Source organism: Gallibacter sp. Marseille-QA0791 (assembly GCF_965119705.1).
GTDB lineage: Bacteria > Bacillota > Clostridia > Peptostreptococcales > Anaerovoracaceae > Lentihominibacter > Lentihominibacter excrementipullorum.
Map to the genome: position 1 here is coordinate 1361593 of NZ_CBCPMH010000001.1, position 19765 is coordinate 1381357.

At 48.9% G+C, this 19765-nt stretch carries 18 protein-coding genes; 3 read left to right on the forward strand and 15 right to left on the reverse strand.

Annotation, left to right across the window (positions count from 1 at the left end; genetic code table 11):
* Window positions 1-18: 18 nt before the first annotated feature.
* The 5 genes from ACQY69_RS06340 to ACQY69_RS06360 form a co-directional block, all read right to left on the reverse strand.
* The gene (locus ACQY69_RS06340) at window positions 19-531 is read right to left on the reverse strand and encodes a ferritin (RefSeq protein WP_428259513.1); all 513 of its coding nucleotides are present in this window, start codon (window positions 529-531) and stop codon (window positions 19-21) included.
* An 89-nt stretch (window positions 532-620) separates the two neighbouring features.
* Window positions 621-1256 (reverse strand): ABC-2 transporter permease, encoded by a 636-nt coding sequence (locus tag ACQY69_RS06345; protein WP_428259515.1) that lies wholly within the window; start codon window positions 1254-1256, stop codon window positions 621-623.
* Window positions 1253-2101, reverse strand: a complete 849-nt coding sequence (locus ACQY69_RS06350) for an ABC transporter ATP-binding protein (RefSeq protein ID WP_428259517.1) — start codon at window positions 2099-2101, stop codon at window positions 1253-1255. Before ACQY69_RS06350 ends, ACQY69_RS06345 begins: the two co-directional genes overlap by 4 nt.
* The gene (locus tag ACQY69_RS06355) at window positions 2094-2477 is read right to left on the reverse strand and encodes a GntR family transcriptional regulator (RefSeq protein WP_428259518.1); all 384 of its coding nucleotides are present in this window, start codon (window positions 2475-2477) and stop codon (window positions 2094-2096) included. The genes ACQY69_RS06350 and ACQY69_RS06355 overlap by 8 nt, the downstream gene beginning before the upstream one ends.
* A gap of 311 nt (window positions 2478-2788) precedes the next feature.
* Window positions 2789-3574 (reverse strand): nitroreductase family protein, encoded by a 786-nt coding sequence (locus ACQY69_RS06360; RefSeq protein WP_428259520.1) that lies wholly within the window; start codon window positions 3572-3574, stop codon window positions 2789-2791.
* Window positions 3575-3846: 272 nt separating this feature from the next.
* Here ACQY69_RS06360 and ACQY69_RS06365 point away from each other — a divergent pair, with 272 nt between their 5' ends.
* Together ACQY69_RS06365 and ACQY69_RS06370 are read left to right on the forward strand one after the other, a co-directional pair.
* Window positions 3847-4203, forward strand: coding sequence for an ArsR/SmtB family transcription factor (locus tag ACQY69_RS06365; protein ID WP_428259522.1), 357 nt, complete (start codon window positions 3847-3849; stop codon window positions 4201-4203).
* Window positions 4196-6487, forward strand: a complete 2292-nt coding sequence (locus ACQY69_RS06370; RefSeq protein ID WP_428259524.1) for a heavy metal translocating P-type ATPase — start codon at window positions 4196-4198, stop codon at window positions 6485-6487. Before ACQY69_RS06365 ends, ACQY69_RS06370 begins: the two co-directional genes overlap by 8 nt.
* Here the strand turns inward: ACQY69_RS06370 and ACQY69_RS06375 are convergent.
* Window positions 6456-6887: a hypothetical protein gene (locus ACQY69_RS06375; protein WP_428259526.1), complete on the reverse strand. Its 432-nt coding sequence runs from the start codon at window positions 6885-6887 to the stop codon at window positions 6456-6458. The two genes, ACQY69_RS06370 and ACQY69_RS06375, sit on opposite strands and share 32 nt — an antisense overlap.
* Window positions 6888-7319: 432 nt before the next feature.
* Here ACQY69_RS06375 and gltX point away from each other — a divergent pair, with 432 nt between their 5' ends.
* Window positions 7320-8981, forward strand: coding sequence for a glutamate--tRNA ligase (gene gltX / locus ACQY69_RS06380; RefSeq protein WP_428259527.1), 1662 nt, complete (start codon window positions 7320-7322; stop codon window positions 8979-8981).
* A gap of 86 nt (window positions 8982-9067) precedes the next feature.
* On the opposite strand, the gene ACQY69_RS06385 is transcribed toward gltX, so the two are convergent.
* From ACQY69_RS06385 to recD2, 9 genes are all read right to left on the reverse strand, one after another.
* Window positions 9068-10318: an adenosylhomocysteinase gene (locus ACQY69_RS06385; protein ID WP_428259529.1), complete on the reverse strand. Its 1251-nt coding sequence runs from the start codon at window positions 10316-10318 to the stop codon at window positions 9068-9070.
* Window positions 10319-10353: 35 nt separating this feature from the next.
* Complete coding sequence (glmS, locus tag ACQY69_RS06390) at window positions 10354-12183, reverse strand: glutamine--fructose-6-phosphate transaminase (isomerizing) (protein WP_428259531.1); 1830 nt, start codon at window positions 12181-12183, stop codon at window positions 10354-10356.
* Between the two features lie 11 nt (window positions 12184-12194).
* A complete protein-coding gene (glmM, locus tag ACQY69_RS06395) occupies window positions 12195-13544 on the reverse strand; it encodes a phosphoglucosamine mutase (protein WP_428259533.1) in 1350 nt (449 codons plus the stop codon).
* Window positions 13545-13570: 26 nt separating this feature from the next.
* Entirely contained in the window at window positions 13571-14506 is a 936-nt protein-coding gene (locus ACQY69_RS06400; RefSeq protein ID WP_428259535.1) for a CdaR family protein, read from the reverse strand.
* Window positions 14493-15347 (reverse strand): diadenylate cyclase CdaA, encoded by an 855-nt coding sequence (gene cdaA, locus ACQY69_RS06405; RefSeq protein WP_428259537.1) that lies wholly within the window; start codon window positions 15345-15347, stop codon window positions 14493-14495. Before cdaA ends, ACQY69_RS06400 begins: the two co-directional genes overlap by 14 nt.
* A gap of 256 nt (window positions 15348-15603) precedes the next feature.
* Window positions 15604-16128, reverse strand: a complete 525-nt coding sequence (gene hpf / locus ACQY69_RS06410) for a ribosome hibernation-promoting factor, HPF/YfiA family (RefSeq protein ID WP_428259539.1) — start codon at window positions 16126-16128, stop codon at window positions 15604-15606.
* Window positions 16129-16150: 22 nt separating this feature from the next.
* Entirely contained in the window at window positions 16151-16402 is a 252-nt protein-coding gene (locus ACQY69_RS06415; protein ID WP_428259541.1) for a hypothetical protein, read from the reverse strand.
* 362 nt (window positions 16403-16764) lie between these two features.
* Complete coding sequence (locus ACQY69_RS06420) at window positions 16765-17526, reverse strand: ComF family protein (RefSeq protein ID WP_428259543.1); 762 nt, start codon at window positions 17524-17526, stop codon at window positions 16765-16767.
* Window position 17527: 1 nt separating this feature from the next.
* Window positions 17528-19762 carry an SF1B family DNA helicase RecD2 gene (recD2, locus tag ACQY69_RS06425; protein WP_428259545.1) on the reverse strand — a complete coding sequence of 745 codons (2235 nt, stop codon included), beginning with the start codon at window positions 19760-19762 and terminating at the stop codon, window positions 17528-17530.
* Window positions 19763-19765: the final 3 nt, after the last annotated feature.

Genomic DNA, 19765 nt, shown 5'->3' on the forward strand with positions numbered 1-19765 from the left:
ACGCGATTTTACACTATACTACACTGTCAACGACGGAGCCGCGTATGTCCTCGAAGCCAGCTCGTTATCCAGCATATAGAGGCCTTTGCTGTCGCTTCCGAACAGCTGGAACTTTTTTATCAGATCATCAGCTGTATCTTCCTCTTCAGCCTGTTCTTTGACGAACCAGTCGAGAAACTGCATAGTCCTGAAATCCTTCTCCTCATAAGCCGCTCCATATATGCTGTGTATCAGCCCCGTAACATATCTCTCATGCTTGGCGCCTTCCTTAAGAGGATCTATGAACTCCTTGAATTCCTTATCAGGCTTATCTATGGCCTCCAGCACCACAGCCTCACCGTTCTGCTGGATATAATCCATGAACAGCAGCGCATGATCCCTCTCCTCCTGCGCCTGCACCTTATACCAGTTGTAAAAGCCATTGAGACCTTCATTCTTATAATAGTTGGCCATATCCAAGTATAGATACGCCGAATAAAACTCCTTGTTTACCTGTGTATTGAGCAACTCCAGTACTTTCTTCGATAACATGGTGATCCCTCCTCAACTATCTGAAAACACTTTAATTTGTCGAGGCTATTATAACACAGCACCATGCGTTTTTCTACCAATCCGGTCCATTAAAACTCTTTTTTATCGTATATATTTTTCGATAAGACGATAGATATTACGGCGACTGCTGCGGTCACCAGCACGACAGCGCCTATCATCATCCCTCTGTTCATGGAAAGCAGCGATCCCACTATATTGCCATCCTCTGTCAATGTCGCCAGCTTTCTTCCTCCGGCTACGACAGCTGCCACAACGAAGGCGATGAAAGCCAGAAAAGCGAAGCGGCCTTTTTCCACACCAAACTTGAAAATTATAGGCAACAGCACCGAAGCCATTATCATGCCAAAGGGGAACATGGCTACTGTCAGAAAGAAGCTGCCCGATACATCTTCGCCCATCACCAGACTTCCTATAAATATTATTACAGATAATACCAGCATAGTCATAAAGAGTATCACATATTTCGACAGTACCAGTTTGAATCTGGGAACAGGCGCTGTCAGGGCAAAGGCCGGCCACTTACAGTTGTCATCATATGCGACAGTCGTCATTGGTATCATCAATGCGAACATCGCCATAAGCCCTCCGAAAAATCCCGGCTGTCCGTTCCACATGGCTATCAGAAACCAAAACACAAGTATTATCAGATATATCTTCAGCTGTGGCCTCAGCAATATTATATCTTTCATCAGCAAGCCTTTCATTTTTCATCCTCCTTTATGATCATCACCATTATGTCCTCTATGGTAGCATTGTCTGTGATGAGGGCAGGATTGACCTTCTCCCTCTCCACAAGGGCCTCTACGCCGAATCCCGTTTCCCTCACGGCAACCACCGCACTGCTTTCTATGCTTTCAAGCTCCGTTTTCGGACATCTTACTATGCCATACTTTTCTGTCAACGCGTCTTTTTCGCTGCTGAAGACTATCCTGCCGCGATGGATGAAGGTGATATAATCGCACACCTTTTCCAAATCGCTCAGAATGTGGGAGGAGATGAAGACGCTGTGGCTTTCGTCCTGGATGAAATCCCTCAGGATGTCCAATACATCGTCCCGGGCCGCAGGGTCCAGTCCCGACGTGGCTTCATCCATCACCAGCAGTTTACTGTCGTGGGAGAGCGCCACCGCTATGGAAAGTTTCACCTTCATTCCTCTGGAATAATCCTTCACCCTCTTGCGGACCGGCAATCCGAACCTTTCCATATATCCCGAAAACTTTCTGCTGTCCCAGGTCCTGTATAGCCCGCTCATTATCCTGCCTATGCTTACAGCGTCCGCTTCAGCCGGAAGCCCATAATCTTCCGTAACCATTCCGATATTTTCCCGCAGCTCTCTGTCACCATCAGACATAGTCCCGCCCAGTATCTTTATCTGTCCGCCGTCCGGTCTGACAAGACCCATCATAGCCTTGATAGTCGTCGTCTTACCCGCTCCGTTTTCTCCGATGAAGCCCATGATATAACCGCTGGGCAGCGTGATATTTACATCTCTGAGAGCAAAGCCTTCATACCTCTTTTCCAGATGCTTTATCTCTATAGCGTTACTCATCTCTTTCCTCCTCATATGCCAGCGTCACCATTTCCTTTATGTCCTCAAGGCCGAGATGACAGCTGACAGACAACCTCACTATCTCACCGATGTGTTCCTCTATCCGCTTAAGATATTCTTCCCTGACAGCTTCCGTATTCTTCTCCGCCACGAAGCTTCCCTTTCCCGTCATGGTAACGATGAATCCATCCCGCTCCAGTTCCTCGTATGCCCGCTTGGTGGTAATGACACTTATACGAAGTTCTTTGGCCAGAAGCCTCATGGAAGGCAGCGCTTCACCTTCCTCCAGCTGTCCTGTAAGTATCTTCTCCTTTATCTGTTCGCTTATCTGATCATAAATAGGCCGGCCGCTTGAATTGCTTATTATGATATCCAAAGGAACACCTCCTTTTTCTTTATATTGTATATATTCATTATATACAATATTTACGCGTTGTCAATAGTTGAAATAAAAAAGTGGAAATGACAGGATCAAAGATTCCTATTTCCGCATGCTGACCGCAAGGGTCAGCGCATTCAAGGTACTTTCTTTGAAATTCCGGCCTGCCCCGCAAAGCGGGGAAATATCGTTTTGACGATATTTCCTGCATTATAAAAAAACTGTCTGCATCATCAGTCAGCTCTCGCGACTGCGCAGACAGTTGGCATTACTGTTTTACCGGATGCGCGGCTGGCCGCCCGCCGTCGTCACACCCACTTTATATCAGCTCTCTTGAACCGCTGAGGGATATGTAAATACTCCTCGTCCGCCGGATATCCCAGCATGAATGCTCCGTAAAAACTGCAGCTTGAAGGTATCTTAGGCAGCATTTCCCTGATACCAGGTATATTGTTCGCCATTCTCTTGAGATAGCCAGCCCAGCAGGTCCCTATCCCTTTTGCCTGCAGATACAGCTCAGCCGTCGTCATAGCTATGGCCGTATCTGTTTCCGGCGATATGGCGTTCTCGTTGGCATAGGCCAGGAGCAACGTTTTGGCCGTTCCCATCACCACATTGTTCCCGGTCTCCATTTCCGAAGCGATCTCGGGAGATACTCCGGTTTCATCCACGTATTCCAGGATCATCGTCATCATCCTATCCATGACATCCGGATCTTCTATTATCATCCATTTAGTCGAATGCTGATTTTTAGCACTGGGAGCCCACGAAGCCAGTTCCAGCGCTTCCTCTATGATGGTCCTCGGGACCTGTTCCTCGCTGAAATGCCTGTAAGATCTTCTGGTCAGGATATGATTTTTAAGTTCTTTGTGGAAAGTATCGCTTATGGTCGGCATCTCGTCCGGCAATATAGACGATTCGCCGTTATATGTGATGGCTTCCGTAGGGCATACCGCTCCGCAGTGCATACATGCCATGCATTTTTTCCCTTCCGCCATCCGTATGCCTTCGTCAGATTCCTCCAGCACTGTGAAAGGACAGACTGCGACGCACGTCATACATTCGATACAAACATCCTTGTTGACTTCTATCATTTCGACTACAACCTCCATCTCTGTGCGAAACGGCTGGAAGCGCAGCAAACGCCTTATTATCCGAGCCGTCTGTTTTTAATAACTACCATAATAGCCAAAGTACCGGGCTCCGTCAATTTGTTTTTTCATTTTTTTTGATTTTACTGTTGACAGTTGCATGCACATTCAACTATAATGATGCCATGGGGAACAGTTGAACGATAACGCAACTATTCTCGATCAAAATGAAAACCGGAAAATATGCATATTTTTTTACAGGAGGCGATAAAGCAATGGGAAAAACTGAAGCAAGCTGCGACTGCGCGGCGATACATGAAGATATATTGGAGCATGTCAGAAAAGAAATAGTTTCCGATACGGAGCTTACAGATATGTCGAAACTGTTCAAGGTGTTCGGGGACGGTACCCGCATCAGGATAATGGCAGCTCTCAACTGCCGCGAGATGTGTGTATGCGATATAGCGGTGCTGCTGGACATGACTAAATCAGCAGTTTCCCATCAGCTGAAAGTTCTCAGGGACAACAATCTCGTTAAATTTCAAAAGAAAGGAAAGCACGCCTATTATTCCCTGGCCGATGGCCACGTGAAGGAGATACTGGACGTTGCGCAGGAACATATCAATGAATAGCAAACTGCAACAATTACATCATCACGATGAAGGCTGTGGCTGCGGTCATGACCACGGCGGCCACCATCATCACGACCACGATCATGACGCATGCGGATGCAGCCATGACCATAGCCACGACTGCGACAGCAGCCACGATCATAGCCACGACCATGATTTCGACGATATTTCCGCAGGGCGGCAAGAGATATATATCATAGAGGGCCTCGACTGCGCCAATTGCGCAGCCAAGATGGAACGCAAGATACAGGCCATGCCTGAAATAAAAGCCGCCTCCATCACCTTCGCCACCAGGCAGCTGCGCGTAGCAGCCGAAGACCCGGACTCCCTGGTGCCAAAGCTTGAAAAGGCCTGCCGCACCATTGAAGATAATGTGAGACTGGTAAAGAAGGAGACGACTCCTGCCGCCGGCAGCACCCACACGCGGAGCCTTTTCAGAGAACACATGGCGGATCTCATTTCTCTGATCGTCGGCGCTGTACTGTTTGCCGGAGGCGTGATATTAGAACAGACAGGTATCCTGGATGTCATCGTTTTTCCTGTATTCATCGCTGCCTATCTGGCTCTGGGCTGGGAAGTCCTCTTCACTGCCGGGAAAAACATCCTCAAAGGTCAGGTATTCGATGAGAACTTTTTGATGTCCATCGCCACCATAGCAGCCTTTTGCATCGGTGAATTCACCGAAGGAGCAGGCGTCATGCTCTTCTACAAAGTCGGCGAGCTCTTCGAGCACATCGCTGTGGATAAAAGTCGCTCACAGATAATGGAAGCTGTCGATATGAGACCTGAAACGGTATCATTGGTGGACGGAGACGACATCAGGATCATACCAGCAGGCGAAGCTAAGGTAGGCGACGTCCTGATGGTCCGCCCCGGTGACAGGATCCCTCTGGACTCCGTAGTCACGGAAGGTGAAAGCCGTATAGACACATCCCCTATAACAGGTGAACCCGTTCCCATCAAAGCTGCTGCAGGGACCGAAGTGGTCTCCGGCTGCGTCAACGAGCATGGACTTCTGAAAATAAAAGTGACCAGACCTCTCACTGAGTCGATGGTCACCAAGATCCTCAATTCCGTCGAAAACGCCGCCGCCGGCAAACCTAAGATGGACAGGTTCATCACCAGATTCGCAAAGATATATACACCTATCGTCGTAGGCCTGGCGCTGCTGACAGCCATCGTACCGTCTGCCTTCACGGGGAACTGGAGTCAATGGATAACTACTGCCATAACTTTCCTGGTAATAAGCTGTCCTTGCGCTCTGGTGATAAGCGTGCCGCTGGCATTCTTCTCCGGCATAGGCGCCGCTTCAAAGCTGGGGATCCTCTTCAAGGGCGGCCTTTCCATCGAAGCCCTCAAGGGTGTCAAAGCTATAGTCATGGACAAAACAGGTACTATCACAGAGGGGAACTTTTCTGTACAGAAAATATCGCCTGCCAATGGGATAAGCGAAGAGGAGCTGCTTTCCATCGCGGCTGCCTGCGAATGCCGCTCGACTCATCCTATCGCCGTCAGCATCGTGAAAAAAGCCGAGAGCCTCGGTCTGTCCATAAAGGTACCGGGATCGTTGAAGGAGCTATCCGGCCGAGGTATAGAAGCCGTCCTTCCGCAGGGGAAGATCCTCTGCGGCAACAGAGCCCTTATGAGAGACAATGACATATCCGTCAGCGAAATACAAAATACAGGAGGCACTGAAGTCCTCATCGCAGTCAACGGTTCTTATGCCGGTCTCATCAGTATATCCGACACGCTGAAAGCCGACGCTGCCAAAGCCATATCGGAGCTCAAAGAAAAGGGCCTCGTTCCTGTTATGCTGACAGGCGACAACGCCGAAAGCGCGTCTCAGATAGCTTCGAAGGTGGGCATCGAAAACGTTCACGCCCAGCTCCTGCCCGACGGCAAGCTGGAAACGCTCAAAGCCATAAGAGAGGATATCGGCCCTGCCATGTTCGTCGGCGACGGTATCAACGACGCTCCCGTATTGGCCGGAGCTGATGTGGGAGCCGCCATGGGAAGCGGCGCCGACGCTGCCATAGAAGCCGCCGATGTCGTATTCATGAATTCATCCATGGAGGCTATCCCGCGATCCGTCTCCATCTCCCGCAGCACTGGCACCATAGCAGTTCAGAATATCGTCATAGCGCTGTTCGTAAAGCTGCTGGTAATGGTCCTCGGCTTCATCGGGTTCGCCAACATCTGGGCAGCCATCTTCGCCGATACGGGAGTCGCCATGATATGCATACTCAACTCTCTCAGGATATTGTGGAAAAAATACGACAGATGATATGCCGCGGCTTCAGCTCTGACTTGAACGCACTGGCCCCCCAGACCCGCAGATAAAACAAACCGTATCTGCGGGTCATATTTTTCCCTGCTGTTTTCCTTCTTCCACACCATGCGCCGTCGATACAACGCAGATTATTCTCCAATACTGGCATCGCCGCAGAAATATATCGCCTTTCCCTCAGCTCATCGATCAGCGCCCATTTTCCACTGTACCCCTCAGGGATCATCACATGATTCTTCTGCCCATCCTCATAAAACACCCTGTAATAATGTTTGCCATTTCTTTTCAGGCTGCCCACAGGCAGCTCATCACGACGATGTCCCATCCACTCAAGTATCTTTTTTATCCTCGCACGCTCCCGCCGCGCTAAAATGATCAATGTCCGTTGATTATACATATTTCGCTCCTTGCTTATTTACATTTTTTCCTATTTTAGTATAAATTTGTGATTATTGCGTGTGGCAAATCAAATAAATTTTCTATATTATTGATTTTTCTCAAAATGTAGGTAAAATCCAATGGGTTTGAACAATATGGACTTTTTTTGTAAAGGGCCAGCAGCTGCTTTTCCCCGGCTTAATGGACTATCCCAACGCTTTCAAGTCTTTAAACGTTGAAAATATTACCTACATACGCACTAAAAATCAAAAAGTAGATAACGATTCCGTAAATCATAGAAATACAGGCGATTCCGTAAATCATAAAAATGCAGCCATATATTGCAAGCACATAAAATAACTGATAAAATGATTTAAGCGCTTTGCGCAATTAAAAATCAATGAGTAAGGAGGCGCGGATCCCACATGACAGTGGCGGCCGCATTACGAAAATGGATCACAACAAGCTGGCGGAGCTCCTGTTCCCCCATATAGATAAAAAACCTGAAGATTACGAGAAGATGTACCCTCAAAGACAAATACCCGAAGGTGCTATGATCACAAGGCTCGGTCCGAGTCCTACAGGGTTCATACACCTGGGCAATCTCTACGGTGCTTTCGTGGACGAAAGGCTGGCCCATCAGTCAAACGGTACATTTTATCTCAGGATAGAGGACACCGACGACAAGCGTTACGTTGAAGGTGCTGTCGAGACTATCATCACATCGCTGGATTTCTTCGGTATAAACTTTGACGAGGGAGCTCTTCTGGATGGCGAAAAAGGCAGCTATGGCCCGTATTTCCAAAGCGAGAGAGGAAAGATATACGGGTGCTTTGCCAAAGAACTCGTAAAAAAAGGCTTCGCCTACCCATGCTTTCTGACAGAAGAGGAGCTGGCCGATATCAGAGCCGCTCAGGAAGCTGCCAAGGAGACTACCGGCATATACGGCAAATACGCGGAAAAAAGCAGAAGTCTCACCTACGAGGAGATCGAAGCCAATATAGCATCGGGCAAACCATATGTGGTGCGTCTCAAGTCTTCCGGCAATCACGAGCTTCCATCAGAAGAGATCAGACACATAGAAGTGGAGGACGCTATCAGAGGCACTCTTTCCATGCCGGAAAACGATCAGGATATCATTCTGCTGAAAGCCAACGGTATCCCAACGTACCATTTCGCTCACGTCATCGACGACCACCTGATGAGGACGACTCATGTGGTAAGAGGTGAAGAATGGCTGATGTCCCTTCCGATACACGTAGAGCTGTTCGAAAAGCTGGGATTTCAGATGCCTGTCTATTGCCATACGGCGCAGTTGCTCAAGCTGGACAACGGTAACAAGCGTAAACTGAGCAAGAGAAAAGACCCGGAGCTTTCCCTGGACTACTACAGGCAGGAGGGTTACCATCCACAGGCAGTAAAAGAGTACCTGCTTACCATCCTCAACTCCAATTTCGAGGAATGGCGGATAAGCAATCCAGACGCTCCTATAGACGATTTCAAATTCACTACGGAAAAGATGAGCAGCGGCGGCGCTCTCTTCGACCTCAATAAGCTCAATGACATCTCAAAGGATGTTTTAGTAAAGATACCGGCAGACCAGTTGTACGACTTTCTGCTGGACTGGGCGAAACGATCCAGACCTGAAGTAGCTTCCCTGCTGGAGGCTGACAGAGGGTATGTGGAAAAGATCCTGGATCTGGGACGTACCGGGAACAAGCCACGAAAGGATTTCATCTGCGCCAAGCAGATGTTCGATTTCATCAGCTACTTCTTCGACGACTACTTCGTCATCGAGGATACGATCCCTGAGGAGGTCAGTGACGAAGACGCGGCCGAGATACTGAGAAGATATCTGGATTCATACGACCACAGCGACGACCAGAGCGCATGGTTCGACAAGATAAGAGCCATCGCCACAGAGATGGGCTATGCTGCAAAGCCTAAGGATTTCAAGAAAAATCCCGACCAGTACAAGGGTCATGTAGGCCATGTCAGCACCGTTATCAGGATCGCGGTGATGGGGAGGAGCCAGTCTCCCGATGTCTGGGAAATACAGCAGATACTGGGAGAAGACAGGACAAAAGAAAGGATAGGAATGCTGATAGTGTAAAAAGCACACCTCATAAGAATGAGAAACAGCGTGCCGGATTTCGCTCGTTTTTGAAATCCGGCACGCTGTACCATTTTACAAAGACCTCACACCTTCCAGCTATCCAGATATTCCCTCTGTTCCTCCGTCAGGCTGTCTATCTCGATGCCCCATGCCTCCAGCCGTTTTCTGGCTATCACATCATCTATCTCATCCGATACATCCACGACTCTGTTTCCCAGAGTTCCATGATTATCTTTTATATACAGAGCCGACATGGCCTGAACGGCAAAACTGAGATCCATGATCTCCGCAGGGTGTCCGTCAGCTGCCGCGATATTGACCAGCTTTCCTTCTCCTATCACATTGACTGTTCTGCCGCCAGGCAAAGCATATCCCATGATGTTGCTTCTGGTCTCTATCTTTGACAGAGCGGCCTCCTCCAGTCCTGCCATATCTATCTCAACATTGAAATGTCCGGCGTTGGCCAGTATAGCTCTGTTTTTCATCTTCATCATATGATCGACGGTTATGGTATGCTTGCATCCTGTGGCCGTGACAAAGATATCGCCTAACGGAGCCGCCTTATCCATCGTCATCACATCATGACCATCCATCTTGGCTTCCATGGCTTTGACAGGATCTATCTCAGTGACGATGACCTGAGCTCCCAGCGCTGCTGCCCTCATGGCTATTCCTCTGCCGCACCATCCGTACCCGACTACGACCACAGTCTTAGACGCGACAATGAGATTGGTGTTCCTCATGATGCTGTCCCACACCGACTGGCCCGTACCGTAGCGATTATCGAAAAGATGCTTACATTTAGCATCATTGACAGCTACCATCGGAAACCTTAGGACTCCTTCCCGTTCCATAGCCTTGAGCCGTATGACCCCTGTAGTCGTCTCTTCACAGCCGCCCAAGACTTCGCTCATCAAATCAGGCCGCTTTTCGTGGAGCATCCCAACCAAATCACCTCCATCATCGATAATGATGTTGGGTCTGTGTTCCAGACACATTTCGATATGCCTCATATATTCCTCATCGGTAGCACCGTGGTATGCAAACACCTTCAATCCTCTGTCCGCCAGCGCAGCGGCTACATCATCCTGAGTGGAGAGACTGTTGCTTCCTGTCACAGACATCTGAGCGCCGCCTTCCGCCAGCACCAGGCAGAGATACGCCGTCTTGGCCTCCAGATGGACTGACAAGCTTATCTTCATGCCGTCGAAGGGCTTATCTTTCCTGAACTCTTCCTCCAGTGCCGACAGGAGCGGCATGTTATTTTTCACCCATTCTATCTTCCTGTGGCCCGAAGGCGCCAGTGATATATCTCTGATATCATAATCCTTCATATGGACGTTCCATTCCCTTTCATGCTCCCGGACGCTTATTCAACCGTGACCGATTTTGCCAGATTTTTCGGCTTATCGATATTGCATCCGCGTTCCTTCGCCACATAATACGCGAAGATCTGCAACGGTATGACTGCCAGCACAGGCGATACTTCATCGATGCAGTACGGGATATATATAACTTCGTCTGCTACCGATTCTATTTCAGTCTTTCCTTCCTTTGCCACTCCTATGACTCTGGCGCCCCTGGCTTTTATCTCCTCCACGTTGGAAACCATCTTCTCATAGAGAAAGTCCTGAGTAGCCAGAGCGAATACCAGCGTTTCCTCTTCCATCAGCGCGATAGTCCCATGTTTCAGTTCTCCTGCCGCGATAGCAAAGGAGTTGATATATGAGATCTCCTTCAACTTGAGAGAACCTTCATAGGACACACCTGAATCCAGACCTCTTCCAATGAAGAACACCTGCTCACGTCTGTAATATCTCTTTGCCAGCGCCGCAATGGAATTTTCCTTTTCCAGCAGCTTTTCCACTTTGTCAGGCAGAGCTTTCAGTTCATCCAAAATCTTGTCGTAATAATCTTTTTCGATAGTCCCTTTGGTGCTCCCCATGTAGAGACCTATCAGATACATACAGATCAGCTGAGTCGTATACGCCTTGGTCGACGCCACCGCGATCTCCGGTCCTGCCCAGGTGTAAAAGACATCGTCCGACTCACGTGCCACGGAGCTTCCTACCACGTTGACCACAGACAGGATGCGTGCTCCCTTTCTTTTGGCTTCCCTGAGAGCCGCCAGAGTATCGAGAGTTTCTCCTGACTGACTGATGGCGATGAACAGCGTCTTTTCATCCACAAACGGATCCCTGTACCTGAACTCTGACGCCACGTCTACTTCCACAGGTATCTTCGCCATTTTTTCGATCACCATCTTGCCTACCAGACCGGCATGATAAGCTGTTCCACAGGCCACGATATAGACCTTGTTGAATCCTTCTATATCCTCTTTTGTCATGGAGATACCATCCAGGTTGATGCTCCCGTCATCATTGAGACGTCTTGTCAGCGTTTCATAGATCCCCTTCGGCTGCTCATGTATCTCCTTCAGCATAAAATGCTCATAGCCTTCTTTTTCCGCAGCGTCAGCATCCCAGGTGACATGGAAGACGTCTCTCTTCACCTTCTTTCCTTCGCCGTTATATATAGTGATGTCATCCTTAGTCAGAACCACTGTCTCGTTATTCTCGATAAGGTATACTTCTCTGACGTACTTGAGCAGAGCAGGTATGTCGGAAGCGATGAAATTGAAGCCTTTACCGATACCGGCCACCAGCGGAGCATCCTTCCTCACAGCTACGATCTTGTCAGGCTCCGCAGCCGCTATGGCGCATACAGCATATGCTCCCCTCATCTGAGCCACAGCTTTGTTAACGGCCTGCAGCAGATCTCCCTCATAAAATACCCCTATGAGATGAGCGATGACTTCTGAATCCGTATCAGATTTGAAAGTCACATGCTTCTCAGCGGCAAGCCATTCTTTCAGCTCCTGATAATTTTCTATTATGCCGTTATGTACTATAGCTATGGTATTGTCCTCATTAGCATGAGGATGAGCGTTCACATCGGACGGGACCCCATGAGTAGCCCATCTGGTATGTCCGATACCCATGGAGCTGTCAAAATCCGGATCGCCTATTATCTTTTCCAGATTCCTGATCTCCCCCACATGCTTTCTTATCTCGATCTTACCGTTTATCGGCAACGCGATGCCTGCCGAGTCATATCCTCTGTATTCCAGCCGCTTCAGTCCGTCTATTATCTTCTCTTTGGCGTGATCCTTTCCTACGAATCCCACTATTCCACACATACTTTTCCTCCTTATCCAAACCTCTCCGTCAACAGGTCAGCCAGCTCCTCAGCCAGCTTCGTTATGTGAGCAACGTCCTGGCCCTCAAGCATCACCCTGACGAGAGGTTCCGTACCTGACGGCCTTATGAGAAGCCTTCCGCTCCCCGCTACGGCTCTTTCCACATCCTCTATGGCAGCCTTTATATCGCCGTCTTCCATAAATCTTTCCTTGTTTTCATTTTTCACCTTGGCATTCCTGAGTACCTGAGGGAATATCTCGATCTCATCGGAAAGCTCCGACGGTTTTTTCCCTGATCTGATAACAGCCTGGACCAGCTGCAGAGATGACAGTATCCCATCTCCAGTCGTCGTATGATTCAGGAATATTATATGTCCTGACTGTTCACCGCCGATTTTACTGCCCGTCTTAAGCATGCTTTCCAGCACATATCTGTCGCCGACAGATGTGACCTCTACGCTGCAGCCCATATTTTCCATATATTTATGGAAGCCCAGGTTACTCATCACCGTCGCTGTTACGATATCGTCATCGAGACTGCCCGCTTCTTTCATCATCTTAGCGCATATGCATATCAGTTTGTCCCCATCTATTATCCTTCCCTGTTCATCCACCGCGATGAGTCTGTCCGCGTCTCCGTCGTACGCCAGGCCCAGCAGTGCGCCCTGCTTCACCACTTCCCTCTGCAGCTTTTCAGGATGAGTAGAACCGAATCCATCATTGATATTAGTGCCGTCAGGTTTATTGCCAATGATCGTTATCTCTGCTCCCAGTTCCGAATATACCTTTTCCGCCACCTTATAGGCTGCCCCATTGGCACAGTCCAGCACCAGTTTGATCCCCTTTATATCTGTGTCTATGGTGGACTTGAGAAAATCCGCATATTTCGACACCGACTCATCATCAGCCTCAAGACTCCTTCCCAGCATATCGCCGGTGATATGGCTGTTTACATCGATGTTTCTAAGAATTATGTCCTCTATCTCATCTTCAATGCGATCATCCAGCTTAAAGCCGTCTCCGTTGAAGAATTTTATCCCATTGTATTCAAAAGGATTGTGTGACGCTGAGATCACAACTCCCGCATCAGCCCTGTACGCCTTCACCAAATAAGCTATCGCCGGTGTAGGCAGTACTCCTACCTTTATCACATTGCCTCCGACTGCCAGTATACCGGCGCTGAGCGCGTCCTCCAACATATCTCCCGAAAGCCTGGTATCCTTCCCTATCAAAAAAACAGGCCTGCTGCTGTCGCGGCTCAATACATGGGCACCGGCCTTTCCCAGCTTGAAGGCCAGCTCAGGCGTGAGCTCGGAGTTGGCCACTCCTCTGACGCCGTCTGTTCCAAACAATCTTCCCATAACATTCTCCTCATTTACTTTATCATCTATTCCACCGTCTTCAGTGTGACTCTCACTGACGGTGTATCTTCCTCATCGTATAAATATATGCCATACGGCAGCTCCAGATTCACATCTATTCTGTGATCTTTAGTATCGTTTATCTCGCTCATGTCCACTGTTCCGCTCACAGACTCTATTCCTTCTACAGCATCAGCCGTCCCCACTATCTTCACCGTTTCGGATGAAGGAGAACCGTCGACTTCAAATCCATCGGCTACATTTTCAATGCTGACATTGACATCCACTGTCTTCACTTTGAAGAGCTGTATATCCACACTTATATCCTCACCATTCTGTATGGTGACATTCTCCACCTGCTCGCCATCTTCATCTACGGCCATCAGACTGACGGTAGCGCGACTGCTGTGCTCCGCCGATATGTTAGCGGCGGAAACCACTCCTCTCACTTCCTTCACCTTATCCACCAGGCTCTCCGCTCCTGATACGGTCACATTTTCATATGCCGACGAAACTATCCACGGAACGCTGTCATCGTCTGCAGGGGAATCGTCAAATTCCACAGCGAGAGGTTTTTCCTCCTCCACTATTTCTTCCACATCGAAGGTCATATATTCCTCCGACATGCTGTCTACAGTTATTCCGTCCGGGACATTTATCACTATCTCCCCCCGGTTCCTGCCTTTTTCACAACCGGAGACATCCACATAGGCAGTCAGTCCCGTCTTTCTCACGGCATTTATATCCGAACGGGCCCCCTGTATTTTTACAGTCAGTTCAGTCGAGTCGTTCATCACAGCCGCCAGCCCTCGCTCAGCCAGCACGTCTTCGTTGGCAAAGCTTATGGAAATATCGCTGATCTTATCAGTCTTCTGAGGATCGACTTCCACCATTACATACATCCACAGCAGGACGGCAGCTACGAGGGAAAAAACTTTGAGAAATGTCTTATTGTTCAGCATCCTTCTTCCCCCTTATTTTATTTATCAGCTTCGTTATCAACGACATGGTCCCGCTCATCTCTCCCGTATTGAGATACATATTGAGGAGCGTCTTCTCCACCGTCTTGATGTCCAGGAATCTCGACAGCTGCCCGTCGCTGGCCATGGAAATTATCCCCGTTTCCTCAGATACGATTATGACCAGGGCATCCGAATTTTCCGTTATGCCTATCCCGGCTCTGTGGCGCGTTCCCAGCTCCTTGCTTATTGTATTGTTCCTGGTGAGCGGAAGTACACATCCGGCGGCGTATATGCGACCATCGCGTATTATCACCGCACCGTCGTGAAGAGGTGAGCCCTCGTAAAAGATATTCCCCAAAAGCTGTTCCGACAGCTGGGCATCCACCACTGTTCCCGTTTCCACGATATCATAGAGTGATGTTTCCCTCTCGAACACTATCAGAGCTCCCACCCTGTCCTTTGAAAAAGTCTCCAGGGCTTTTATGATATGAGCAGTTATCTGCTTGCCCTTTTCCTTATCCATCTGCTTCAGCGGAGCTTTGACTATCTTGCTTCGTCCCATGTATTCAAGGGCACGCCTCAGTTCCGGCTGGAAAACCACCAATATTGCTACCGCTCCCAGCATCACGGCGCCGTTGAGCAGCCAGTTTATGGTATGGAGGTTGAAGAATCCCGACAAAAAAGTCGCAACCACAAGAAGGAGCACGCCTTTCATCAGCTGCTCCGCTCTGGTCTGCTTTATAAGTCCCAGCAGTTTGTATATGACAAACGCCACGATTATTATATCTATAACGTCGGTGATACCGACATCGGAAAAAACATTTTCGAAAAAATTTCGCATCAATTTGCTCCCAGGTTTTGTTCAATATATGTTTATATTCTACAAAAAAGAGGTGTGGTTTTCAATAGGAACGCCCATAAAACACCAATGCTTCACCTAGTTTTTATATTGCATCGCCGCGCTTTTCCGAATTTTACCCCCCTCATGGCACGCCCAGTCTGACATTCACGCTCATTCCCGCCGGATAAAAAAGAGCTGCCCCTCGGCAGCTTTAGATCTCGCACCGACGCGGCAGCTCTTTATCGTCACTTGTGTACTAATATGTCGTTTCCAGAAGACCGTAATCGTTGTCGTTCCTCCTGTATACGACATTTACGGAGTCTGTCTCCATATTGAGGAATACGAAGAAATTATGAGCCAGCAATTCCATCTGAACGATAGCTTCGTCCACAGTCATCGGGATGAGCTCGAATTTCTTTCGCTTTACTACGTGGAGTTCCTCAGCCTCTTCTGTTTCAGGCAGCTCGGCAAACATGAAATCTTTGCTTCCCTTATACTTCTTCTGCAGCTTGCTCTTGAACTTGGACATCTGACTGGAAAGCTTGTCTATAACACCATCGAGAGCATCGTAAGGGTCATCCGCTTTCACCTCAGCTCTGAATATGGTTCCTTTGGCATTTATCGTAGCTTCTACCTTGTATCCGCCTTTTTCCTTTATGGTCATTACATTCCCTGTGATCTCGTTCGAAAAGTACTTATCCAGCTTTTCAAACTTTTTTTCTATAGTCGCTTTGAGCTTATCGCTCGGGCTATAGTTTTTACCATTGATAATCGTCTTCATAATAACAACCTCCTTTAGTAGGCTATCCCATTGATGCTTTTTTTAAGTATACCATATATTGGGACTGAACGCATTGTTTTTTTGAATTGTTCACAGAAAAATCTGAAAACATTTCGTAAACATTCACGTCGCCTCCATCTTTATTTCGCCGATTTTTACCTGCCGGCAAAAATGATGATGTTCTGTTTACTCCTATTTTTGCAATAGCAACATTTGAATAAGAAGAAAAAAGAGCTACCATCAGTAACGGCTTTAGATTTTCCCTCTCGTTCAATATCGCCCATTCCTGCTCCTTCCCCAAAAAAATATACTGAAAACATGTGATCTCAATGCTTCCAGCATATATCCAATTACGGTTTCGTCAAGTGGCCGCAAAATCTGTTCAGAGTCTTACGGCTCTGCGACAACCACGTTTCTGCGGCAGTCCATGAATGCGGTCCGGCTGACCTGATCTTTGCCCCCACACTTGCCTTTACCCGGATTTTCCGGAGGACTTACTTCTAAGCTACGCCATGATCACTGCCGCCTTGCGGATCAGCTTACGTGGAGCCCTTCGCCCGTAGCTGGCATGGCCTTTCAATCACAGACCCGGACCACATTCATGGGCTGCCTGCCATAACAGCCCCGATGTTATTATCACGATATATTGCTTTTTCTATTGCCGCCTGACGCCAACGTCAACAGGGACACTTCTCTGGCGCCGGCCTCCAGCAACGCGCGGCTGCAAGCATCTGCCGTCGTTCCTGTTGTATATATGTCGTCCAGCAGCATCACGTGCTTTCCCTGTATACGCCTTATCCCCGACGGGATCACCGAAAACACTCCCCTGAGGATCTCCTCCCTCTCTGCCGGAGAATAGCCTCTCAAGAACGGCGTATTCTTCTTTCTGCGGAGCACATCTGTCCACACAGGCACGTCCCACCGTTTTCCCAGAGCTTTCGCCATAAGCTCCGACTGATCATAACCTCTCTCACGCAGCCTGCGCCGGCTCACCGGCACTGGTATCACCCCATCCGGATCCACATCTTCACAGCATATCCTGTCATAAAGAATATCAGCGAATTTTTCTGCCAGATAACTTTTTCCATTGTATTTCATATCGAATATCAGCTGCCGCTCATACATCCCATATGTAAGACAGCTGTATCCCTTCACAAAGGAATGTTCGTACGTCATACAATCGTAACACAGCTTCCCCCTGTATGTGTCGGGCAGCGCTTTACCGCACTTGTCGCACGTCCTTCCCGTTATCCAGTGGAGTTTTTCCATACATCCATCGCACAACGAATAGTTTCTCGTCCCATCGATGAGGCTCCCACAACATATACAGTATATGTTGGATGGGAATACCGCTTCAGAGACAGCATGCTTCGCCCTTTCCCATAGCCCTTCTCTCATCTCATATCCTTCCCATATCGCTTTCCAGACTCAACATCTTCTTCAATCTGGCTCCCAGGCCCGAATATCTTTCCCTTATCCTGTCGTTGTCCACCATGGCGTTGAGCTTGTTTTCCGAGCCTACCAGCACGACAGCTTTTTTGCCCCTGGTGACACCTGTATAAAGCAGATTCCTGGTGGCCAGCATAGGCGGGAACCAGCTGACGGGCATCACCACTATCGGGAATTCGCTTCCCTGACTTTTATGGACCGTGATGGCATAGGCCAGCTCCAGCTCGTCCAATTGATTGAAATGATACGTGGCATATCTGGTCTCGTCGTACACCACCGTCATTTCATTGAACTCCTTGTCTATCTTCCTTATGAATCCTACGTCTCCGTTGAATACTCCTTCTCCCTCCGTAAAATCCTCCACGTTTTTCCATGTCATCTGGTAGTTGTTCCTGATCTGCATCACCTTGTCCCCTTCGCGGAACAGCCTGTCGCCTATCTGTTTTTCCTCCAGGTCGTCGGCAGGCGGGTTCATCACCTGCTGCAGCTCCCTGTTGAGGTTCATGCTTCCCAGAAGTCCTTTCCTGACCGGGGTCAGTATCTGGATATCAGCTGTCGGCGACACGCCTTCGTAATATCCCGGCAATCTGGTGAGACACAGCTCCTTGATGGTCTCCAGCATTTCCTTCTCACCGTTCCGCCGAAGCAGGAAGAAATCCTTCCCCTTGGCGTTACAGTCGGGATACTCTCCGCTGTTTATCCTGTGAGCATTGACCACTATCATGCTTTCCTTGGCCTGCCTGAATATCTCCGTCAGCTTGGTGCAGTATATGAACTCGCTGTCGATGATATCTCTCAGCACGTTTCCCGCTCCTACCGACGGAAGCTGGTCCGCGTCGCCTACTATAATAAGCCTCGTTCCGGGCCGTATTGCGCTGACGAGGCCGTTCATCAGCATCAAGTCTATCATGGACGCTTCATCGACGATGACAGCATCATAGTCCAGCGGATCTTCCTTTGTTTTGCCAAACCTCATCATATTCTCGCTCTCGGAGAAATAGTATTCCAACAACCTGTGTATCGTGGAAGCGTAGTGGCCCGATGTCTCCGTTATCCGCTTGGCCGCCCGTCCCGTCGGCGCCGCGATGGCCGTCTTCAGCCCGCTTTCCTCGAGGATGTTGATGATGGTGTTGATGATGGTCGTCTTTCCCGTACCCGGACCGCCGGTGATGACCGACACCCCCATGTTGAGGGAGGTAGTAACGGCGTGCTTCTGGTTTTCCGACAGGTATATCCCTGTAGCCGCTTCGGTCCGGCTTATGAGGCTTTCCACACTTCCCGATATGGGCTTCAGCCGCGCGCTGTTGATGGACGCCAGGCACTTGCAGACGTTCTGTTCCGCCATGTAGTAAGCCTCCAGGAACACCACGTTCCTGTTTTCCAGGTTCTCTATATGTATCTCTCCCTCGAAAGCCATGGATGTAAGCTCATCATCTATGACCTCCGTAGGCAGCTCCAGCAGCTGTCCTGTCTTTTCGCACAGCATCCCCCGCGGCAGGAAGGTATTGCCTTCCCCGGCAAAATATGAAAGGGTGAATTTTACCCCGCTCTTTATCCTGAATTCGTCATCAGGAGCCACGCCCATCTTTGCCGCGATCTTATCAGCTTTCCTGAATCCGATGCCAAAAACGTCCTCCACCAGCCTGTAAGGGTTCTCCTCGACAGCTTTTATCGTATCCCCCTCATACACCTGATAGAGCTTCATGGCATATCCGGCGCCTATGCCATATTGCTGTAAATAGAGGACTATATTGGCGAATTCCCGGTGGCTGGCAAAAGACTCAACTATTTTGTCAGCTGTCTTTTTCCCTATCCCCGGGATCTCCGTCAGTCTCTCCGGCTCCTCCTCTATCACCCTCAAGGTATCAGTCCCGAAATGAGAAACGATCGCTGCCGCCGTCTTGCGTCCTATCCCCTTCATCGCTCCCGACGAGAGAAATTCCCTTATCCCGTCCTTGGTTGACGGCAAGGTCTCTTCAAATTCCTTTATGGAAAATTGCTCCCCATATGTAGGATGGATAATGAATTCGCCCCGTACTACATAATTTCTTCCTACCGCTGCTCCCGGCAAGTTCCCGACTGCTGTAAAAGCCTCCGTCTCTGTTTCAAAAATGGCTACGGTATACCCATTTTCACTGTTATGAAAAATTATCTCAACTATAGACCCTTGTTTTTCTTCCAGCATGCC